Raw genomic sequence first — 14122 nt, 5'->3', positions numbered from 1 at the left:
TAAAGCGTTGGGCTGCCGTCATTCCCGACCGCCAAGCTTCCGAGCTTGTGTTTTCCTGTGCGCGAGCCGCAAATGAGTGCTGGGCGGCTCGAAATAACCAGAAGTTAATAACCGGGGCAGCAACCCGACCTTATGCTGCATTGCACAACCCTGTCAAACCCCTTCCCTCCGCCCCTCCCACGGGGCCGACAGGTGCCGCGCCGGAAGACGAGCCCCAATGACATCCGCACAGGCCAGCGGCGAAAATGGATGGCTTGCCCATCTCTCGGAACCGCCAATGCCCTTGAACCACGCCCGCTCCCACAGCCTGTTCGCCCGCGCCCAGCAACTGCTGCCGGGTGGCGTCAACTCGCCGGTGCGCGCGTTCAAGTCGGTCGGCGGCGAGCCGTTCTTCGTGCAGCGCGCCGATGGCCCGTACCTGTATGACGTCGACGGCAATCGCTACATCGACTACGTCGGCTCATGGGGTCCGATGATCGTCGGCCACAACCACCCTGCGGTGCGCGAGGCGGTGCAGGCGGCGATCCAGGACGGTTTGTCGTTCGGCGCGCCGTGCCCGGCCGAAGTGGCGATGGCCGAGGAGATCATCAAACTGGTGCCGTCGTGCGAGATGGTGCGCATGGTCAACTCGGGCACCGAAGCCACGCTGTCGGCGATCCGCCTGGCTCGAGGCGCGACCGGGCGCAGCCGCATCGTCAAGTTCGAAGGCTGCTACCACGGCCACGGCGATTCGTTCCTGGTGAAGGCCGGCAGCGGCATGCTCACGCTCGGCGTACCGACTTCACCCGGCGTGCCGGCAGGCCTGAGCGAGCTGACCGCGACGCTGAGCTACAACGATTTCGAAGGCGCGACCAAGCTGTTCGACGAAATCGGCGGCGAAATCGCGGCGGTGATCATCGAGCCGGTGGTCGGCAACGCCAACTGCATCCCGCCGCGCGAAGGCTACCTGCAGCACCTGCGCGAGCTATGCACGCGGCACGGCGCGCTGCTGATCTTCGACGAGGTGATGACCGGCTTCCGCGTCGCGCTCGGCGGCGCGCAGGCGTTGTACGGCGTGACGCCCGACCTCAGCACCTTCGGCAAGATCATCGGCGGCGGTATGCCCGTCGGCGCCTACGGCGGCCGGCGCGAGTTGATGCAGCAGATCGCGCCCAGCGGCCCGATCTACCAGGCTGGCACGCTCAGCGGCAATCCGGTGGCGATGGCGGCGGGCCTGGCGATGCTGAAGCTGATCCTGGAGCCCGGTTTCCACGATCGTTTGACCGCGACGACGGCGAAACTCTGCGCAGGCCTCGAGGCCGCCGCGCGCGAAGCCGGCGTGGCGGTGACGACCAACCAGGTCGGCGCGATGTTCGGGCTGTTCTTCACTTCGGAAAAGGTGGAAACCTATGCGCAGGCCACTGCCTGCGACATCCCGGCGTTCAACCGTTTCTTCCACGCGATGCTGGAGCGCGGCGTGTTCCTTGCGCCGAGTGCGTACGAGGCCGGCTTTGTTTCCAGCACGCACGACGATGCGATCGTCGACGCGACCGTCGAAGCTGCGCGCGAGGCTTTCAAGATCGCCAGGGGCTGACCTCCGCAGCTCCTGGTAGGGCGGGTCATGACCCGCCTCCGGCACCTTGCGCTTGCTCAGGCGGGTCATGACCCGCCCTACCAGGAGCCGTCCGGTCGGACGCCAATACTCCGTACCTATTGAAAAGCCGCGCACTCCCGGGGGGAGCGTAATGGCCAACAGGGCGTGGGGTACGTACTTTTCCGTCGTCAGCGTGCTGCTGCTGTTCCTGAGCATCGTGGCGTTCTCCGACAACCTGTTCACGGATATCGGCCAACCCAGCAACGGCGATCCGAAATTCGTCGTCCACGGCCTGTTCGGGCTGGCCTGGTACGTCTTGCTGGCGACGCAGGCGAACCTGGTCCGGGTGCGCAATCTGCGCCTGCACAGGAAGCTCGGCATCGCCACCTTCATCGTGGCCATCGGCGTCACCCTCAGCACCCTGTACCTGTTCGTCGTCCTGTGGAAGGGCTGGGCCAACATGTCGGGCGAGGTTCGCGCGAATCGCCTGTTCCTGCCGAGCTATGCGCTGTGCCTGTGGTCCGCATGGTTGCGGCGCGGACAACCGGATTGGCACAAGCGGCTGATCTTCACAGGTACCTTCTTCATGCTCGGTCCCGTGCTGGCACGCGCTTACGATCCGCTGATCGCATCGTGGACGGAACCGCTGTTTCCCGCGTTCGCCGCGCGCATGGCCGGCATGCGCATGGACTTCGCCGGATTGAACGCCGATCCGGCGTTCCTCGCGTTCTTTTACGGCGTCTGGATCGGTTTCTTCCTGTCGCTGGCGCGTTACGACTGGAAAACGCTGAGACGCATCCATCCCGTCACCGTTGCGGGCCCGGTCTGGTTCGTACTGGCGTGGCTCATCAGTTTGTTCACCTGATCGCTCCAACGATGTGCTGGACCGGCAGGCGGGTCTTGACCTGCCCGCCGCGTTCTCGTCGAATGCGGGATGGCGGGTCGTGACCCGCCCCACGCACCGGAGGCGACATGTGCAGGAATATCCGAACGCTGTACAACTTCGATCCGCCGGCGACCGGCGACGAGATCCGCGCATCGGCATTGCAGTTCGTGCGCAAGCTGAGCGGTTTCAACGCACCGTCCAAGGCCAATGAGGCGGCGTTCAACCTGGCCGTCCAGCAGGTGACCGACGCGGCCACGACGCTGATCAATTCGCTGACCACGTTCAGCCCGCCCAGGGATCGCGAAACGGAACGCAGGAAGGCCGCAGCCCTTTCGGCCAAACGTTTCGGCCGGGCCAGCCCACCCGGCGATCGCCCCAAGCCGAAACCGCTTCGCGAGCCGGCCTGATTCCGACGCGAGCCCGACGGGAGACTATCGTGACCGTACTTCTGTTCCTCGCACTCCAGCTGGCCACGGCGTCCTTGTCGTACGAACAGGCGAAGGCGCTCGCCGATGCCCACGAGGCATCCCTCAGCCCGTCAGCGAAAAATGTCCTGGTAAAGGCCCAGGGAGACGCTTTGGGCGGCGCGTTTGCGGCATGCGGAAGCCGGGCGGAATCGCCGATCAAGCCCTTCACGGTGGTAGTCCACGTCGACGGGACCGGCGCAGCCGACCAAGCCTGGCTCCAGGGCGACACCGCCCTCGCGCAATGCGTTCAAAAGGAACTGGTCAAGGCCACGCTGCCCGCCGGCGACGGGCAATCCTTCTACACGTCTTACGAGTTCAGCTTCGTGCCCTGACACTTGCTTCGAGCCGAAGCCGCTTCGCTGCCAGGCCCGTGTATCGAAACTAGGCGACCAGCTTCGCAAGCGCCGTACGCAACCGCTTCAATCCCTCGGCCACGTCGCCGTCGCCGATGTTCAACGCCGGCACGAAACGCAGCACATCCGGCCCGGCCTGCAACAACAACAAGCCATTCGCGGCGGCGTGGTCGAGCACTTCGCCGGCGCGGCCCGCATACGCCGGCTTCAACACCGCGCCGAGCATCAGGCCGCGGCCGCGCACTTCGGAAAACAGATCCAGTTCCGCGTTGATCGCGGCGATGCCGTCGCGCAACGCCTGCTCCTGCTTCCTCACGTTGGCGGCGATGCCGTCGGATGCCAACGTCTTCAATGCCACGCGCGCGACCGCCGCGGCCAGCGGGTTGCCGCCGAAAGTGGTGCCGTGCGCGCCGTAGCCCATGATCTCCGCGACCTTCGGCCCGGCCAGCATCGCACCGATCGGAAAACCGCCGCCCAGCGCCTTCGCCAGGGTGACGATGTCCGGCGTCACTTCGTCCTGCCAATGCGCGAACAGCGTGCCGGTGCGGCCCATGCCGGCCTGGATCTCGTCGAGGATCAGCAAGGCGTCGTGCCGATCGCACAGCGCGCGCACGCCCTGCAGGAAACCCGGTGCGGCCGGCGTCACCCCGCCCTCGCCCTGCACCGGCTCCAGCATCACCGAAGCGACGTCGCCCGACGCCATCGCGTTTTCCAGTTGCGCCAGGTCGTTGAAATCGACGTAGCGGAAACCGCCCGGCAGCGGCTCGTAGCCTTCTTGGTACTTCGGCTGCGCGGTCGCGGTGACCGCGCCCATCGTGCGGCCGTGGAAGCTGCCCTTGAAGGTGACGATGACCCGCCTGTCCGCCGCGCGGCCCTTCGACGCCGCCCATTTGCGCGTCAGCTTGATCGCCGCTTCGTTGGCCTCGGCGCCCGAGTTGCACAGGAACACGCGAGTGGCGAACTTCGACGCCTCGACCAGCTCCTTGGCCAGCAACAGCGGCGGCTCGCTGTAGAACACGTTGCTGGTGTGCCACAACTTGCCGGCCTGCTCGACCAGCGCGGCGGTCAGTTCCGGATTGCAATGGCCCAACCCGCATACCGCGATACCGGCGGCGAAGTCGATATATTCGCGACCGTCCTGGTCCCACACGCGCGAGCCCTGGCCACGCGCGAGGATGGTTTCGCGCGGTTTGTACACGGGCAGGTAGTAGTCGCGGCCGAGGGCCAGCAAGTCGGAGGTCTGGGACATGGGGGATTCTGTCGCGGGAAACGGCGGCCTATTTTGACCGAAACCGCGCCAACCGTGCGGCGGTCAAGCGAAACCGTGCGGGACGAAGCGACTGGTGTCGCGGGTGATGGCGGAGTCGTCCTCGCGGATGCCCAGGCCCACCGCCTTGTCGCCGACCACCCAACCGCCGAGCAAGGCATGGCGGCCTTCCTGCCGGTACAGCGGCGCATAGGCCTGGTAGACCATGCCTTCCTCGATGAAATCGATGCCGCGCTCGTTCACCACCACGCCCTCGCCTTCGCGGCCGAAACGCGGCTTGGCCACCACCGGCCCGGCGATGTCGCGCGGATCGTGCGAGGCCTGCAGCAGGTTGGGATGCCCGGGGAAACGCCGCCACAAGGCCGGCAGCAGCGACTTGTTCGACAGCAGCTGTTTCCATGCCGGCTCGATCCAGCGCGTGCGCGCCTGCGTCAAGTGCGCGGCGAAGGGCTCGGCCATCATCCATTCCCACGGATACAGCTTGAACGCGTGGCGGATCGGCATGCTCTCCAGGTCGATGAAACCCAGTTCCCACCAACCGATGTCGGAGATGTCGAGCAATCTTGCGTCGTAACCGGCTTGCGCGCAGGTGTCGCGCAGGTAATCGAGGGTGCGCAGGTCCTCCGGCGCCTCGAGCGATCCGGCGAAATGCACCTGCTTGGCGTCGCCGAGCGACTTCGGCCACAGCGCCAACAAGGCCTCGTGGATCGAGTTGAACTGGTCCGGCAACAGGCCGGTGTCCTCGAGCCAGTGCCATTGCGCCACTGATGCTTCGAACAGCGAGGTCGGCGTGTCCGCGTTGTATTCGAGCAGCTTGGCTTCGCCGCTGCCGGCGTAGGCCAGGTCCATGCGCCCGTATACCGCAGGCTCGCGCGCGCGCCACGAACGCTCGACCAGTGCGGTCGCCGTGGCGGACAGGCCGAAGCCCTGGTAATCGCCGCGTGCGACGGTCTCGTCGACCAGTTGCAGGCACATGCCGTGCAATTCGTCCACGGCCTGTTCGATGCGATCGATTTCCGCTTCGTCGAAAGCGTAGTACGCGTCCTCGACCCAGTAGGTACCGCCAACGCTGTGGAAATCGAAGCCGGTTTCGTCCAGCCGCGCCTGCCAGTCGGGACGCGGGGCGCAACGGCGGCGTTCCATCAGGAACCGGCGGCGCGCACGCGGCCGGTGCCGCCGAAGCCGCCGCGGTAACCGCGCTCCACGCTTGCCGGGCCACGGTATCCGTCGTCGCGGTAGACATAGCCGCTGCGATAACCCCCGCCGTGGGTGCGGCATGCACCCATGCCGGGATCGTCCGCACGGCGGTCCGCATCGTTGCTGGCGTACCACGGCCCGACCCACTTGCCCGGTCCGTTCTCCTGGTTCCAGTCCAGGTCGCAACGGTCGCCGTAATCGCAGCGGCAACTGGCCTCGTCCGCGTAACGATTGCGCTGCATCTTGTCGCTGGTGGCATCGCGCAGCATCGGAAAGCCGATGAATGCCGCCACGCCCAACCACCACCAGGGCACCTCGCTCCACCAGCCGCGCTTGTCCTTGGCAGTGGCGCGAACGATGTAATCCGGCCGCCTGCCCTTCCGCCGCTTGCGCGAGTCGGCAGGCATGTCAGTAACTCATCGCGGCCGCGTTGACCAGGCCCACGCTGACGTGGATCACCGCGGACAGCACCGCCGCGGCATGGTCGCCGCGGGCGATGCGGGCGGGAAACCCGCGCAGCAACAATCTCACCAACACGTAGGCGGCCATCTGCGCCACCAGCGCGATGCCCGCCCATATGACTAGGTCGAAAACGCTGGTCGCCCCGCGCAAGGCGCTGGACAGTGGCAGGGCGAAACCGAGCAGCGCGCCCGCAAGCGCGATCGCGGCGGCGACATTGCCTTCGCGGATCAGCGCAAGCTCGCGATGCGGCGTCGCATGCAAATACAGCACCACGTACAAAAGAACGAAACCCAGGCCCACGCTGAAGTACGTGGCGAAGGCCGAAAACCCCTGCAGATAATCCATTGCACTCCCCATGGCGCCATCCGATGCCGCCAATACGCTAGCACGGGCGCGGCACCGCGCACCACGCAACTTCCCCGCAAACGCGTTTACCAGACGCCGGTATTCGGCATCGAAACCCACGGCTCCTGCGGCGGCAGCGCTTCGCCCTTCTGCAGCAGCTCGATGGAGATCAGGTCCGGCGTGCGCACGAAGGCCATGCGGCCGTCGCGCGGCGGGCGGTTGATGACGACGCCCAGCGATTGCAGGTGCGCGCACAGCGCGTAGATGTCGTCGACTTCGAACGCGAGGTGGCCGAAGTTGCGGGCGCTGCCGTAATCCTCGTCGCTGCCCCAGTTGTAGGTCAGCTCGATCTCGGCTTCCGGGTTCTGCGGTGCGCCGAAATAGACCAGGGTGAACTTGCCGGCCTCGTTGTCCATGCGCCGGGTTTGCTTCAGGCCCAGGCCTTCGGTCAGGAAACGGCTGGTGGCGTCCAGGTCATGGACGCGGATCATCGCGTGCAGGTATTTCATTTTGCGGGCAATGGGGGAAGGGGGACTCGACATGATCCCACACCATTTCGCGGTCGGCGATGGACACAAAAACGCCGGGGAATGTCGTAGAGTCCGCCAGGACGGCTCCGGTTTCGAGGGGAGCCGGTGCAGGAAGCTCGGATGCTTGCAGTTCCATCGCCCATGCCGTTCGCCCCATCGTCCCGCGCCGGACGCTCGCGGGGTTCGCGCGCGGATCGGGAGCTTGCATGCTGGTACTGACGCTCCAGGCCATCCTGGTGGCCGGGGTGCTCCTGGTCCTGTTCCGCTTGCGCTCCGCACTGGGCATGGTGCCGTTGTACGTGTTCCTCGGGGCGATGCAGGTGCTGCAGACCGTCGCGAGCAGCGTGCTGGTCCCGGTCGGCAACGGCATCCTGGTGCCGCCGGGGTCCGCGGTGCTGTTCAGCGCGAGCCTGTTCGTGGTGCTGATGGTCTACATCCGCGAAGACGCGACCGAGACCCGCCGGCTGATCTATGCCCTGGCCGCGGCCAACGGCGCGATCTCCCTGCTGCTGGTCACCCTGGCATGGCAGGCCGAACAGCCCGGCATGCTGAACTTCAGCGGCATGGCGCCGGAGACGTTCGTGCAGACGGCCCGAAACCTCGCGGTGGGTTCGGTGCTGCTGGTGATCGACGCCTTCCTGCTGGTGGTCGTCTACGAGTGGATGGCGAAGCGCCTGCCGGGCCTGTTCGCGCCGATGGGCGGCACCCTGGTGCTGGTGCTGACGCTGGACAGCCTGGCATACGCATCGTTCGCCTTCCACGGCCACGCAGATTTCGCGGTGCTGCTGACGACCTCGGTCGTGTCGAAGGCGGTCGCCGGGCTGTGGTACGCGATGTGCAGCGCGCTGTACCTGCACCATTTCGAACGCGAGCCGACCCTCGCGGGGCATGCGGAGCCGCGCGACATGCGCGATGCGTTTTCGGTGCTCAGCTACCGGCAGAAATACGAACGCGCGGAAGCCGCGGCGATGCGCGACGGCCTGACCGGGGTCTACAACCGGGCCTATTTCAACGCCTTCTTCGCGCCGACGATCGAAGCGGCCGTCGCCGGACAGCAGGCGCTGGCGGTCCTGTTCGTGGACATGGACCATTTCAAGCGGATCAACGACAGCCATGGCCACGTGGTCGGCGACCGGATCCTGGTCGGGCTGGCGGAAACGATGAGCAAGGCGCTGCGCGCGACCGACTGGGTGTGCCGTTATGGCGGCGAGGAGTTCGTCGTGGTCCTGCCCGGCGCCAGTCCCGCGACCGCTGCGCGCATCGCGGAGGACCTGCGCCACAAGGTGGGCGCCTGGCAGGGCGTGCCCGACCTGGCGCTGAGCGTATCCATCGGCGTCGCCACGTTGCCCGAGGATGGAACCCAGCCCGGCGTTCTGCTGCAGATCGCGGACCGCAGGCTGTACGCCGGCAAGCGCGCGGGACGCAACCGCGTCGTCATCGACGGTTGAGCGCGGTTCCCGTCAGAGGAACAGGTCGGGAAGCAACGGTTGCGAAGGATCGACGGCATAGCGGGACAGGTCGGTGACCCCGGCTTCGGCCAGCACTTCGTCGTCGATGAAGAAATGGCCGGTGCACGTCTCCGCTTCGCGGACGAGGATCGCGTGCGCGGCGTCGGCCATGATCTCCGGCGAACGGCCGTTCGCCATGGACACGCCCGGAATCATGTTCAACGCGTCGGTGGAGATCAGCGTGCGCGGCCACAAAGCATTGACCGCGATGCCCTGCGGACCGAATTCGGCGGCCAGGCCCAGGGTGACGAAGCTCATGCCCATCTTCGCCAGCGTATAGCCAGTGTGCGGGCCCCACCATTTCGGTTCCAGCGACGGCGGCGGGCACAGGGTCAGGATGTGCGGGTTCGGTGCCTGCAGCAGGTGCGGCAGGCAGGCCTGCGCGCACAGGAAGCTGCCGCGCGCGTTGACCTGCTGCATCAGGTCGAAGCGCTTCATCGGCGTGTCCAGGGTGCCGCGCAGCCAGATCGCGCTGGCGTTGTTGACCAGGATGTCGATGCCGCCGAACGTGTCGACGGTGGCGGCGACCGCGGCCCTCACTTCGTCCTCCTCGCGGATATCGCACTTCAGCGCGAGGCCCTGGCCGCCGGCTGCGTTCACCGCTTCGGCAGCGGTGTGGATGGTGCCGGGCAGCTTCGGATTGGGCACGCTGGATTTCGCCGCGATGGCGACATTGGCGCCGTCGCGCGCCGCGCGCAGGGCGATGGCCAGGCCGATACCGCGCGAGGCGCCGGTGATGAACAAGGTTTTGCCGTTGAGGGTATTCATGCGTTGGCAATCCATTTCGATGTCGTTGATCTCCCCTTTTTGGAAAAGGGGAATGAGGGGATTTGCTCTTCGCGTCAAAAGCAAATCCCCGTCGTTCGCTGCGCGAACGCCCGCCCCTTTACAAAGGGGGCGAAGAGCGCAGCCATTATGACGGTGATGTCACGGTTTCGGGCCTTGCCCTTCGTTGTCTTCCCACTTCAACAATTTGCGGGTGACGAAGCGGTACACCGGCTTGCCGGTGCGGAACCACAGGTCGCGCAGCCATGAGTGGCGCTTGAGCAGGCGCAGTTCCACCGGGGTCAGGCGTTCGCGGCAATACATGCGTTTGTGCTTGAGCAGATGGCGCAGGTCCTCGCGCGCGAGCAGACGCATCCAGCGCGAACGCGGATGGCCGAGCGTCGCCAGCTGGAAATCGATCACTGCCGGGCTGCCGTCTTCCAGCACCAGCCAGTTGGCTTCCTTGGCCAGGTCGTTGTGGGCCAGACCACGACGATGGATCTGTTGCAGCAACCGGCGCGCGGCGCGGAAATAGGCCAGGTCGCCGCGCGGCGGGCGCAGGTACATCGCCGCACCGGCCATGTAGCTGCGATCGAGTTGCTTGCCGTTCCATGCCAGCAGCTGCGGCGTGGCCGGCTGGCCGGCCAGGCGCTGCAGGGCGCGCGCTTCGCGGCGGGCCAGCCTCCAGGCCGGCAGGCGCAGCCATGGTGGCGTCACGCTCAGGTCGCGGCGGACGAATACGCCATTTTTCCCGCGCATCAGCAATACGCGGCCGAAGCTATCCGCTTTCAGCGCCTTGAGCTCGAGCGGGGGGATTTCGTCCATGCGGAAATTCTAGGGAACGGTCCTGAATGGTTCGCAAGGCCATGGGAGCGGCATTCGCCCGAGCGGCTCCACCTATAATCGGCGCCAATGAATCCTTCCTGGTTCGACAGCCTGCTGGCCTGGATCGGCACGCATCCGGTGGCGGCGGGCGCGGCGATCTTCGCGGTCGCGTTCTGCGACGCGCTGATCGTGGTCGGTGCGGTGGTGCCCGCGCTACCGCTGTTGCTGCCGGTCGGCATCCTGATCGGCATGGGCGAGATTTCCGGGCCCTATGCCCTGGCTTGCGCGGCGCTGGGTGCTTTCCTCGGCGATGCGATCGGGTTCTGGGTCGGGCGCCGCTGGGGCGACCGGCTGCGCGGCGTGTGGCCGTTCGCGCGTTACCCGCAGTTGCTGGAGCGCGGCGAGACGATGTTCCGCCGCAACGGCGCGCGCAGCATCTTCATCGCCCGTTTCGTCGGGCCGATCCGTCCGTTCGTGCCGGCGGTCGCGGGCATGCTGAAGATGCCGTTGCAGCGCTACGCGCCGGCCAGCGCCTTCGCCGCGGTCAGCTGGGCGGCGCTGTTCCTCGCGCCCGGCTGGATCCTTGGCCAAGCTTACGATGCGGTGGCTGCGGTCGCCGGGCAATTGGCCATCGTGCTGGGATTGCTGGCGCTGGTGCTAGCCGCATCGTGGTTCGGCGTGCTGTACGGCTATCGCTGGTTCGCCACGCATGCCGACGCGCTGCTGGCGCGCGCACTGCACTGGTCGCATGCGCATCCGGTGCTGGGACGCTATACCGAAGCGGTGTTCGACCCGCGGCGGCGCGAGTCGGTGCCGTTGGCCCTGCTGGCCGTGCTGCTGCTGGCGGTGGGCTGGGTCGCCTTTGCCTTCCTCGGCTGGGTGGTCGGCAGCGGCGAGCCGCTCGGCGTGGACCTGGCCCTGCACCAGCTGATGCAGGGTCTGCGCAATCCGCTGGCCGACGCGCCGCTGGCCGCACTGGCCTCGCTCGGCGACTGGCCGGTATTGGTGCCGGCGGCGGCGCTGACCCTGGCCTACCTGGCGTGGCGCAAGCGCTGGATGGCGGCGGCGCACTGGCTGGCGGCGCTGGTGTTCGGCCTGGCGCTGACCGCTTGGCTGGGCGCGGTGATCGACATTCCGAAACCGCCGGCGGTGGGCAGCGGCTTCGGCTTCCCGTCGGTGGCGGTGACCATGGCGACGGTGCAATTCGGCTTCTTCGCGGTGCTGATCGCGCGCGAGTTGCCGGGCCGGCGCCGGATCTGGCCGTACCTCGTCGCCGGCGTGGTGGTCGCGCTGATCGGCTTCGCCCGCCTGTACCTCGGTGCGCACTGGCTCAGCGACGTGGTCGGCGGCAGCCTGCTGGGCACGGTCTGGCTGCTGGTGCTGGGCGTCGCCTATCGTCGCCGGGTCAATCGTTCGTTCTGGATGAAGCCGCTGGCGGCGATCTTCTACGGCGCGTTCGCCGTGGCGGCGCTGTGGTACGCGCCGCGCCACATCGCGCCGACACTGGCGCGTTTCGAATACGCGCCTTTGCCGACGTTGCTGTCCTTTGCCGACTGGTGGAACACCGGCTGGCAGACATTGCCCGCGCGGCGCAACGAATTCGACGACGAACAGCGCTGGCCGCTGGATGTGCAGGTCGCCGGACCGCTGGCGCCGTTGCGCGCGCAACTGGAAGCGGCCGGCTGGCGCTCGCAGGCGCAGGCCGGCTGGGTGGAAGCGCTGACCCTGCTCGACCCGAAACGCGCCGACGCCGACCAGCCCGTATTGCCGGCGACCCTGGACACGCGCGCGGAAAGCCTGCTGATGCTGCGCCCCGGCGCGCATCCGGACGAACTGCACGTGTTGCGGCTGTGGCCGGCGCCGGCGCGACTGGAGGACGGCAGCGCATTGTGGATCGGCAGCGCGCAGACCTTGCGCCATCAGCGCGCGTTCGACCTGGTCGGCCTGTGGCGGCCGATCCGCGAGACCGAAGCCGCGTTGCAGGCGGTCGGCGAAGCCACCGCCGGCCTGCCGCAGCGCAGCGGCGTGCATCCGGATTCGAAACTGCCGGTGTTGCGGCTGGCGACCGTGCCGCCCCTGCGCGACTAGCGCTTACTTCGCCGGGTTTCTGCAATAGCCGGCGAAAGCCTCGGCGCTATTGTCGAAATTCTTCTCCTTCGCCAATTCCCACGGCCGTTCGCACTTGCCGGTGCTTTCGCACCAGCTGTAACCGGCCGAACCGATGCAGCCGTGCGCATCGCGGTCGGAACCCGGCATCGCCGGCGTCGCGGCCGGTGGCGGGGCGGGAGCCGCCGCCTCGGCCGGAGGTTCGCGGGCGGTGCAGGCAGTGAGGCCGATGGCGATGAGGATCGGAACGGCGCACGGCTTCATCGTCTTTCTCCGGAGATTGAACTGACGCGCCGAAGCGTAGCGCTTCGCGGTTTCACCCGCTCAGGCTTGCGATCCGGGCTGGAGGCGTCCATCGACACGGCGTGGAATCCGCATCGGATTGTCGGCGTGCAGTTCCAACGGCAGCAGCGCTTCCGGCCAGTCCTGGTAGCAGACCGGCGCCAGCCAGCGGCGGATGGCGGTCGCACCGACCGAAGTGTGCAAGGGATTGGTCGTCGCCGGCCACGGGCCGCCGTGCTGCATCGACCAGCTGACCGCGACCCCGGTCGGCCATGCGTTGTAGACCAAGCGTCCGGCGCGCGCCGCCAATGCCGACAGCAGCGGCGCGGCGAGCGCGGCGTCTTCCGACTCCGCGTGCACGCTTGCGGTCAATGCACCTGGCATCAGTTCGACGGCCGCCATCAGCTCTGCGATGTCGTCGTAGGTTACGACCAGGCCGGCCGGACCAAAGTGCTCGTCGAGGTAATGCTGCGGCGATTGCAGGAATCGATGCACGTCGACATGGAACAGATGCGGCGCGACTTCATTGTGCGTCGCATCCGCCTGCCCCTGGCCAAGCCGTTCGGCATGGCGGGTCATCTCGCCCATGCCGGACTCGTACGCATCGCGCATGCCGGCGGTGAGCATCGGGCCGCCCCGGGTCGCGGCAATGGCTTCGCCCAGCGCAGGCAGCAAGGCTTGCGGTGCGAACAGCAAACCCGGATTGGTGCAGAACTGTCCCACACCGAGGGTCAGAGACGCCGCATAACCCTGCGCGATCGCGGTTGCGCGCGTTGCAGCTGCACCGGGTAGCACGACGACCGGGTTCAGGCTGCCGAGTTCGCCGTAGAACGGAATCGGTTCGGGGCGTGCTTGCGCCAGATCGAAAAGATGACGACCGCCGCGCGTGGAACCGGTGAAGCCCACCGCCTTGATCGCAGGATGTCGCACCAGATCCAGGCCGGCTGGGGTTCCGTATACGACTGCGAATACGCCTTCCGGTGCACCGGCCCGCTTCAAGGCCTCGGCGACCACGTCGAAGGTCGCCTTGGCCGTGCCCGGCTGCGCGGGATGCGCTTTCGCCAGCACCGGACAACCGGCCGCCAGCGCGGAAACGGTGTCGCCGCCGGCGATGGAGAACGCGAACGGGAAATTGCTCGCGCCGAATACCGCCACCGGTCCGAGCGGCCGCAACATGCGCCGCAAGTCGGGTCGCGGTGGCGCGGCGGTGGGATCGGGCGAATCGAGGATGGCTTCGAGGTACCCGCCTTCGCGGATGACCCGCGCGAACAGGCGCAGTTGCCCACTGGTCCGCTGGATCTCGCCCTGCAATCGCGGCAGGCCGAGCGCGGTTTCGGCGTCGGCGATCGCCGCGAGCGCGGGCGCTTCCGTATCGAGCGCGCCGGCGACTTCCTCGAGCACGCGTGCGCGCTGCTCGCGCGACGTCGCAGCCCATCGCGGGAAAGCCGCCGACGCGACTTCGGCCAGACGATCCAGCTCGGCGCTGCCGGTGTCGGCGATGGGCTCGCCGATGCTGCGTCCGCTGCGCGGATCCATGCCCTGACTGCTCATGCGAT

Annotated in this window: 15 protein-coding genes; 6 read left to right on the top strand and 9 right to left on the bottom strand. The window is 67.3% G+C overall.

All coding sequences use genetic code 11. The features are described from left to right. Nucleotides 1-283 precede the first annotated feature (283 nt). The 4 genes from hemL to J5837_RS07860 all read left to right on the top strand — a co-directional run bounded on the left by hemL (nt 284) and on the right by J5837_RS07860 (nt 3258). Complete coding sequence (hemL, locus tag J5837_RS07875) at nt 284-1573, top strand: glutamate-1-semialdehyde 2,1-aminomutase (protein WP_210536979.1); 1290 nt, start codon at nt 284-286, stop codon at nt 1571-1573. Nucleotides 1574-1724: 151 nt separating this feature from the next. Next, nucleotides 1725-2438, top strand: a complete 714-nt coding sequence (locus J5837_RS07870) for a hypothetical protein (RefSeq protein ID WP_210536232.1) — start codon at nt 1725-1727, stop codon at nt 2436-2438. 107 nt (nt 2439-2545) lie between these two features. Next, nucleotides 2546-2866, top strand: a complete 321-nt coding sequence (locus tag J5837_RS07865) for a DUF2277 domain-containing protein (protein ID WP_210536231.1) — start codon at nt 2546-2548, stop codon at nt 2864-2866. Nucleotides 2867-2895: 29 nt separating this feature from the next. Further along, the gene (locus tag J5837_RS07860) at nt 2896-3258 is read left to right on the top strand and encodes a hypothetical protein (RefSeq protein WP_210536230.1); all 363 of its coding nucleotides are present in this window, start codon (nt 2896-2898) and stop codon (nt 3256-3258) included. 49 nt (nt 3259-3307) lie between these two features. Here J5837_RS07860 and J5837_RS07855 read toward each other — a convergent pair whose 3' ends face one another. The 5 genes from J5837_RS07855 to J5837_RS07835 form a co-directional block, all read right to left on the bottom strand. After that, the gene (locus J5837_RS07855; RefSeq protein ID WP_210536229.1) at nt 3308-4528 is read right to left on the bottom strand and encodes an acetylornithine transaminase; all 1221 of its coding nucleotides are present in this window, start codon (nt 4526-4528) and stop codon (nt 3308-3310) included. Between the two features lie 63 nt (nt 4529-4591). Next, entirely contained in the window at nt 4592-5689 is a 1098-nt protein-coding gene (locus tag J5837_RS07850) for a glutathionylspermidine synthase family protein (RefSeq protein WP_210536228.1), read from the bottom strand. Next, complete coding sequence (locus J5837_RS07845) at nt 5689-6150, bottom strand: hypothetical protein (protein ID WP_210536227.1); 462 nt, start codon at nt 6148-6150, stop codon at nt 5689-5691. The genes J5837_RS07850 and J5837_RS07845 overlap by 1 nt, the downstream gene beginning before the upstream one ends. 1 nt (nt 6151) lies before the next feature. Beyond that, nucleotides 6152-6550 carry a DUF350 domain-containing protein gene (locus J5837_RS07840; RefSeq protein WP_210536226.1) on the bottom strand — a complete coding sequence of 133 codons (399 nt, stop codon included), beginning with the start codon at nt 6548-6550 and terminating at the stop codon, nt 6152-6154. A gap of 86 nt (nt 6551-6636) precedes the next feature. Beyond that, nucleotides 6637-7059 (bottom strand): VOC family protein, encoded by a 423-nt coding sequence (locus J5837_RS07835; RefSeq protein WP_210536225.1) that lies wholly within the window; start codon nt 7057-7059, stop codon nt 6637-6639. 227 nt (nt 7060-7286) lie between these two features. On the opposite strand from J5837_RS07835, the gene J5837_RS07830 reads away from it, so the two are divergent. Further along, nucleotides 7287-8528, top strand: a complete 1242-nt coding sequence (locus J5837_RS07830) for a GGDEF domain-containing protein (protein ID WP_210536224.1) — start codon at nt 7287-7289, stop codon at nt 8526-8528. Nucleotides 8529-8540: 12 nt separating this feature from the next. Here J5837_RS07830 and J5837_RS07825 read toward each other — a convergent pair whose 3' ends face one another. Both J5837_RS07825 and J5837_RS07820 read right to left on the bottom strand, forming a co-directional pair. Further along, nucleotides 8541-9356 carry an SDR family oxidoreductase gene (locus J5837_RS07825; protein ID WP_210536223.1) on the bottom strand — a complete coding sequence of 272 codons (816 nt, stop codon included), beginning with the start codon at nt 9354-9356 and terminating at the stop codon, nt 8541-8543. A gap of 159 nt (nt 9357-9515) precedes the next feature. Continuing rightward, nucleotides 9516-10178 (bottom strand): phosphotransferase, encoded by a 663-nt coding sequence (locus tag J5837_RS07820; protein WP_210536222.1) that lies wholly within the window; start codon nt 10176-10178, stop codon nt 9516-9518. 87 nt (nt 10179-10265) lie between these two features. Between J5837_RS07820 and J5837_RS07815 the strand changes: the two genes are divergently transcribed. Next, on the top strand, nt 10266-12266 hold the full coding sequence (locus J5837_RS07815) for a bifunctional DedA family/phosphatase PAP2 family protein (RefSeq protein WP_210536221.1): 2001 nt from the start codon (nt 10266-10268) through the stop codon (nt 12264-12266). Between the two features lie 3 nt (nt 12267-12269). Here J5837_RS07815 and J5837_RS07810 read toward each other — a convergent pair whose 3' ends face one another. Together J5837_RS07810 and J5837_RS07805 are read right to left on the bottom strand one after the other, a co-directional pair. After that, entirely contained in the window at nt 12270-12548 is a 279-nt protein-coding gene (locus J5837_RS07810; RefSeq protein ID WP_210536220.1) for a peptidase, read from the bottom strand. Between the two features lie 60 nt (nt 12549-12608). After that, nucleotides 12609-14117, bottom strand: a complete 1509-nt coding sequence (locus tag J5837_RS07805; RefSeq protein WP_210536219.1) for an aldehyde dehydrogenase (NADP(+)) — start codon at nt 14115-14117, stop codon at nt 12609-12611. Nucleotides 14118-14122: the final 5 nt, after the last annotated feature.

Source organism: Pseudoxanthomonas helianthi (assembly GCF_017939625.1).
GTDB lineage: Bacteria > Pseudomonadota > Gammaproteobacteria > Xanthomonadales > Xanthomonadaceae > Pseudoxanthomonas_A > Pseudoxanthomonas_A helianthi.
The sequence above is the reverse complement of the archived record's forward strand: the minus strand, read 5'-3'. Positions and strand labels throughout refer to the sequence as shown.

Excerpts from the sequence above, each read along its gene's own strand:
- J5837_RS07825 (WP_210536223.1), bottom strand. The coding sequence starts at position 9,356 with ATGAATACCCTCAACGGCAAAACCTTGTTCATCACCGGCGCCTCGCGC.
- J5837_RS07845 (WP_210536227.1), bottom strand. The coding sequence starts at position 6,150 with ATGCCTGCCGACTCGCGCAAGCGGCGGAAGGGCAGGCGGCCGGATTAC.
- J5837_RS07850 (WP_210536228.1), bottom strand. The coding sequence starts at position 5,689 with ATGGAACGCCGCCGTTGCGCCCCGCGTCCCGACTGGCAGGCGCGGCTG.
- J5837_RS07855 (WP_210536229.1), bottom strand. The coding sequence starts at position 4,528 with ATGTCCCAGACCTCCGACTTGCTGGCCCTCGGCCGCGACTACTACCTG.
- J5837_RS07865 (WP_210536231.1), top strand. The coding sequence starts at position 2,546 with ATGTGCAGGAATATCCGAACGCTGTACAACTTCGATCCGCCGGCGACC.
- J5837_RS07820 (WP_210536222.1), bottom strand. The coding sequence starts at position 10,178 with ATGGACGAAATCCCCCCGCTCGAGCTCAAGGCGCTGAAAGCGGATAGC.
- J5837_RS07840 (WP_210536226.1), bottom strand. The coding sequence starts at position 6,550 with ATGGATTATCTGCAGGGGTTTTCGGCCTTCGCCACGTACTTCAGCGTG.
- J5837_RS07870 (WP_210536232.1), top strand. The coding sequence starts at position 1,725 with ATGGCCAACAGGGCGTGGGGTACGTACTTTTCCGTCGTCAGCGTGCTG.
- J5837_RS07810 (WP_210536220.1), bottom strand. The coding sequence starts at position 12,548 with ATGAAGCCGTGCGCCGTTCCGATCCTCATCGCCATCGGCCTCACTGCC.
- J5837_RS07815 (WP_210536221.1), top strand. The coding sequence starts at position 10,266 with ATGAATCCTTCCTGGTTCGACAGCCTGCTGGCCTGGATCGGCACGCAT.
- J5837_RS07830 (WP_210536224.1), top strand. The coding sequence starts at position 7,287 with ATGCTGGTACTGACGCTCCAGGCCATCCTGGTGGCCGGGGTGCTCCTG.
- J5837_RS07835 (WP_210536225.1), bottom strand. The coding sequence starts at position 7,059 with ATGAAATACCTGCACGCGATGATCCGCGTCCATGACCTGGACGCCACC.
- J5837_RS07805 (WP_210536219.1), bottom strand. The coding sequence starts at position 14,117 with ATGAGCAGTCAGGGCATGGATCCGCGCAGCGGACGCAGCATCGGCGAG.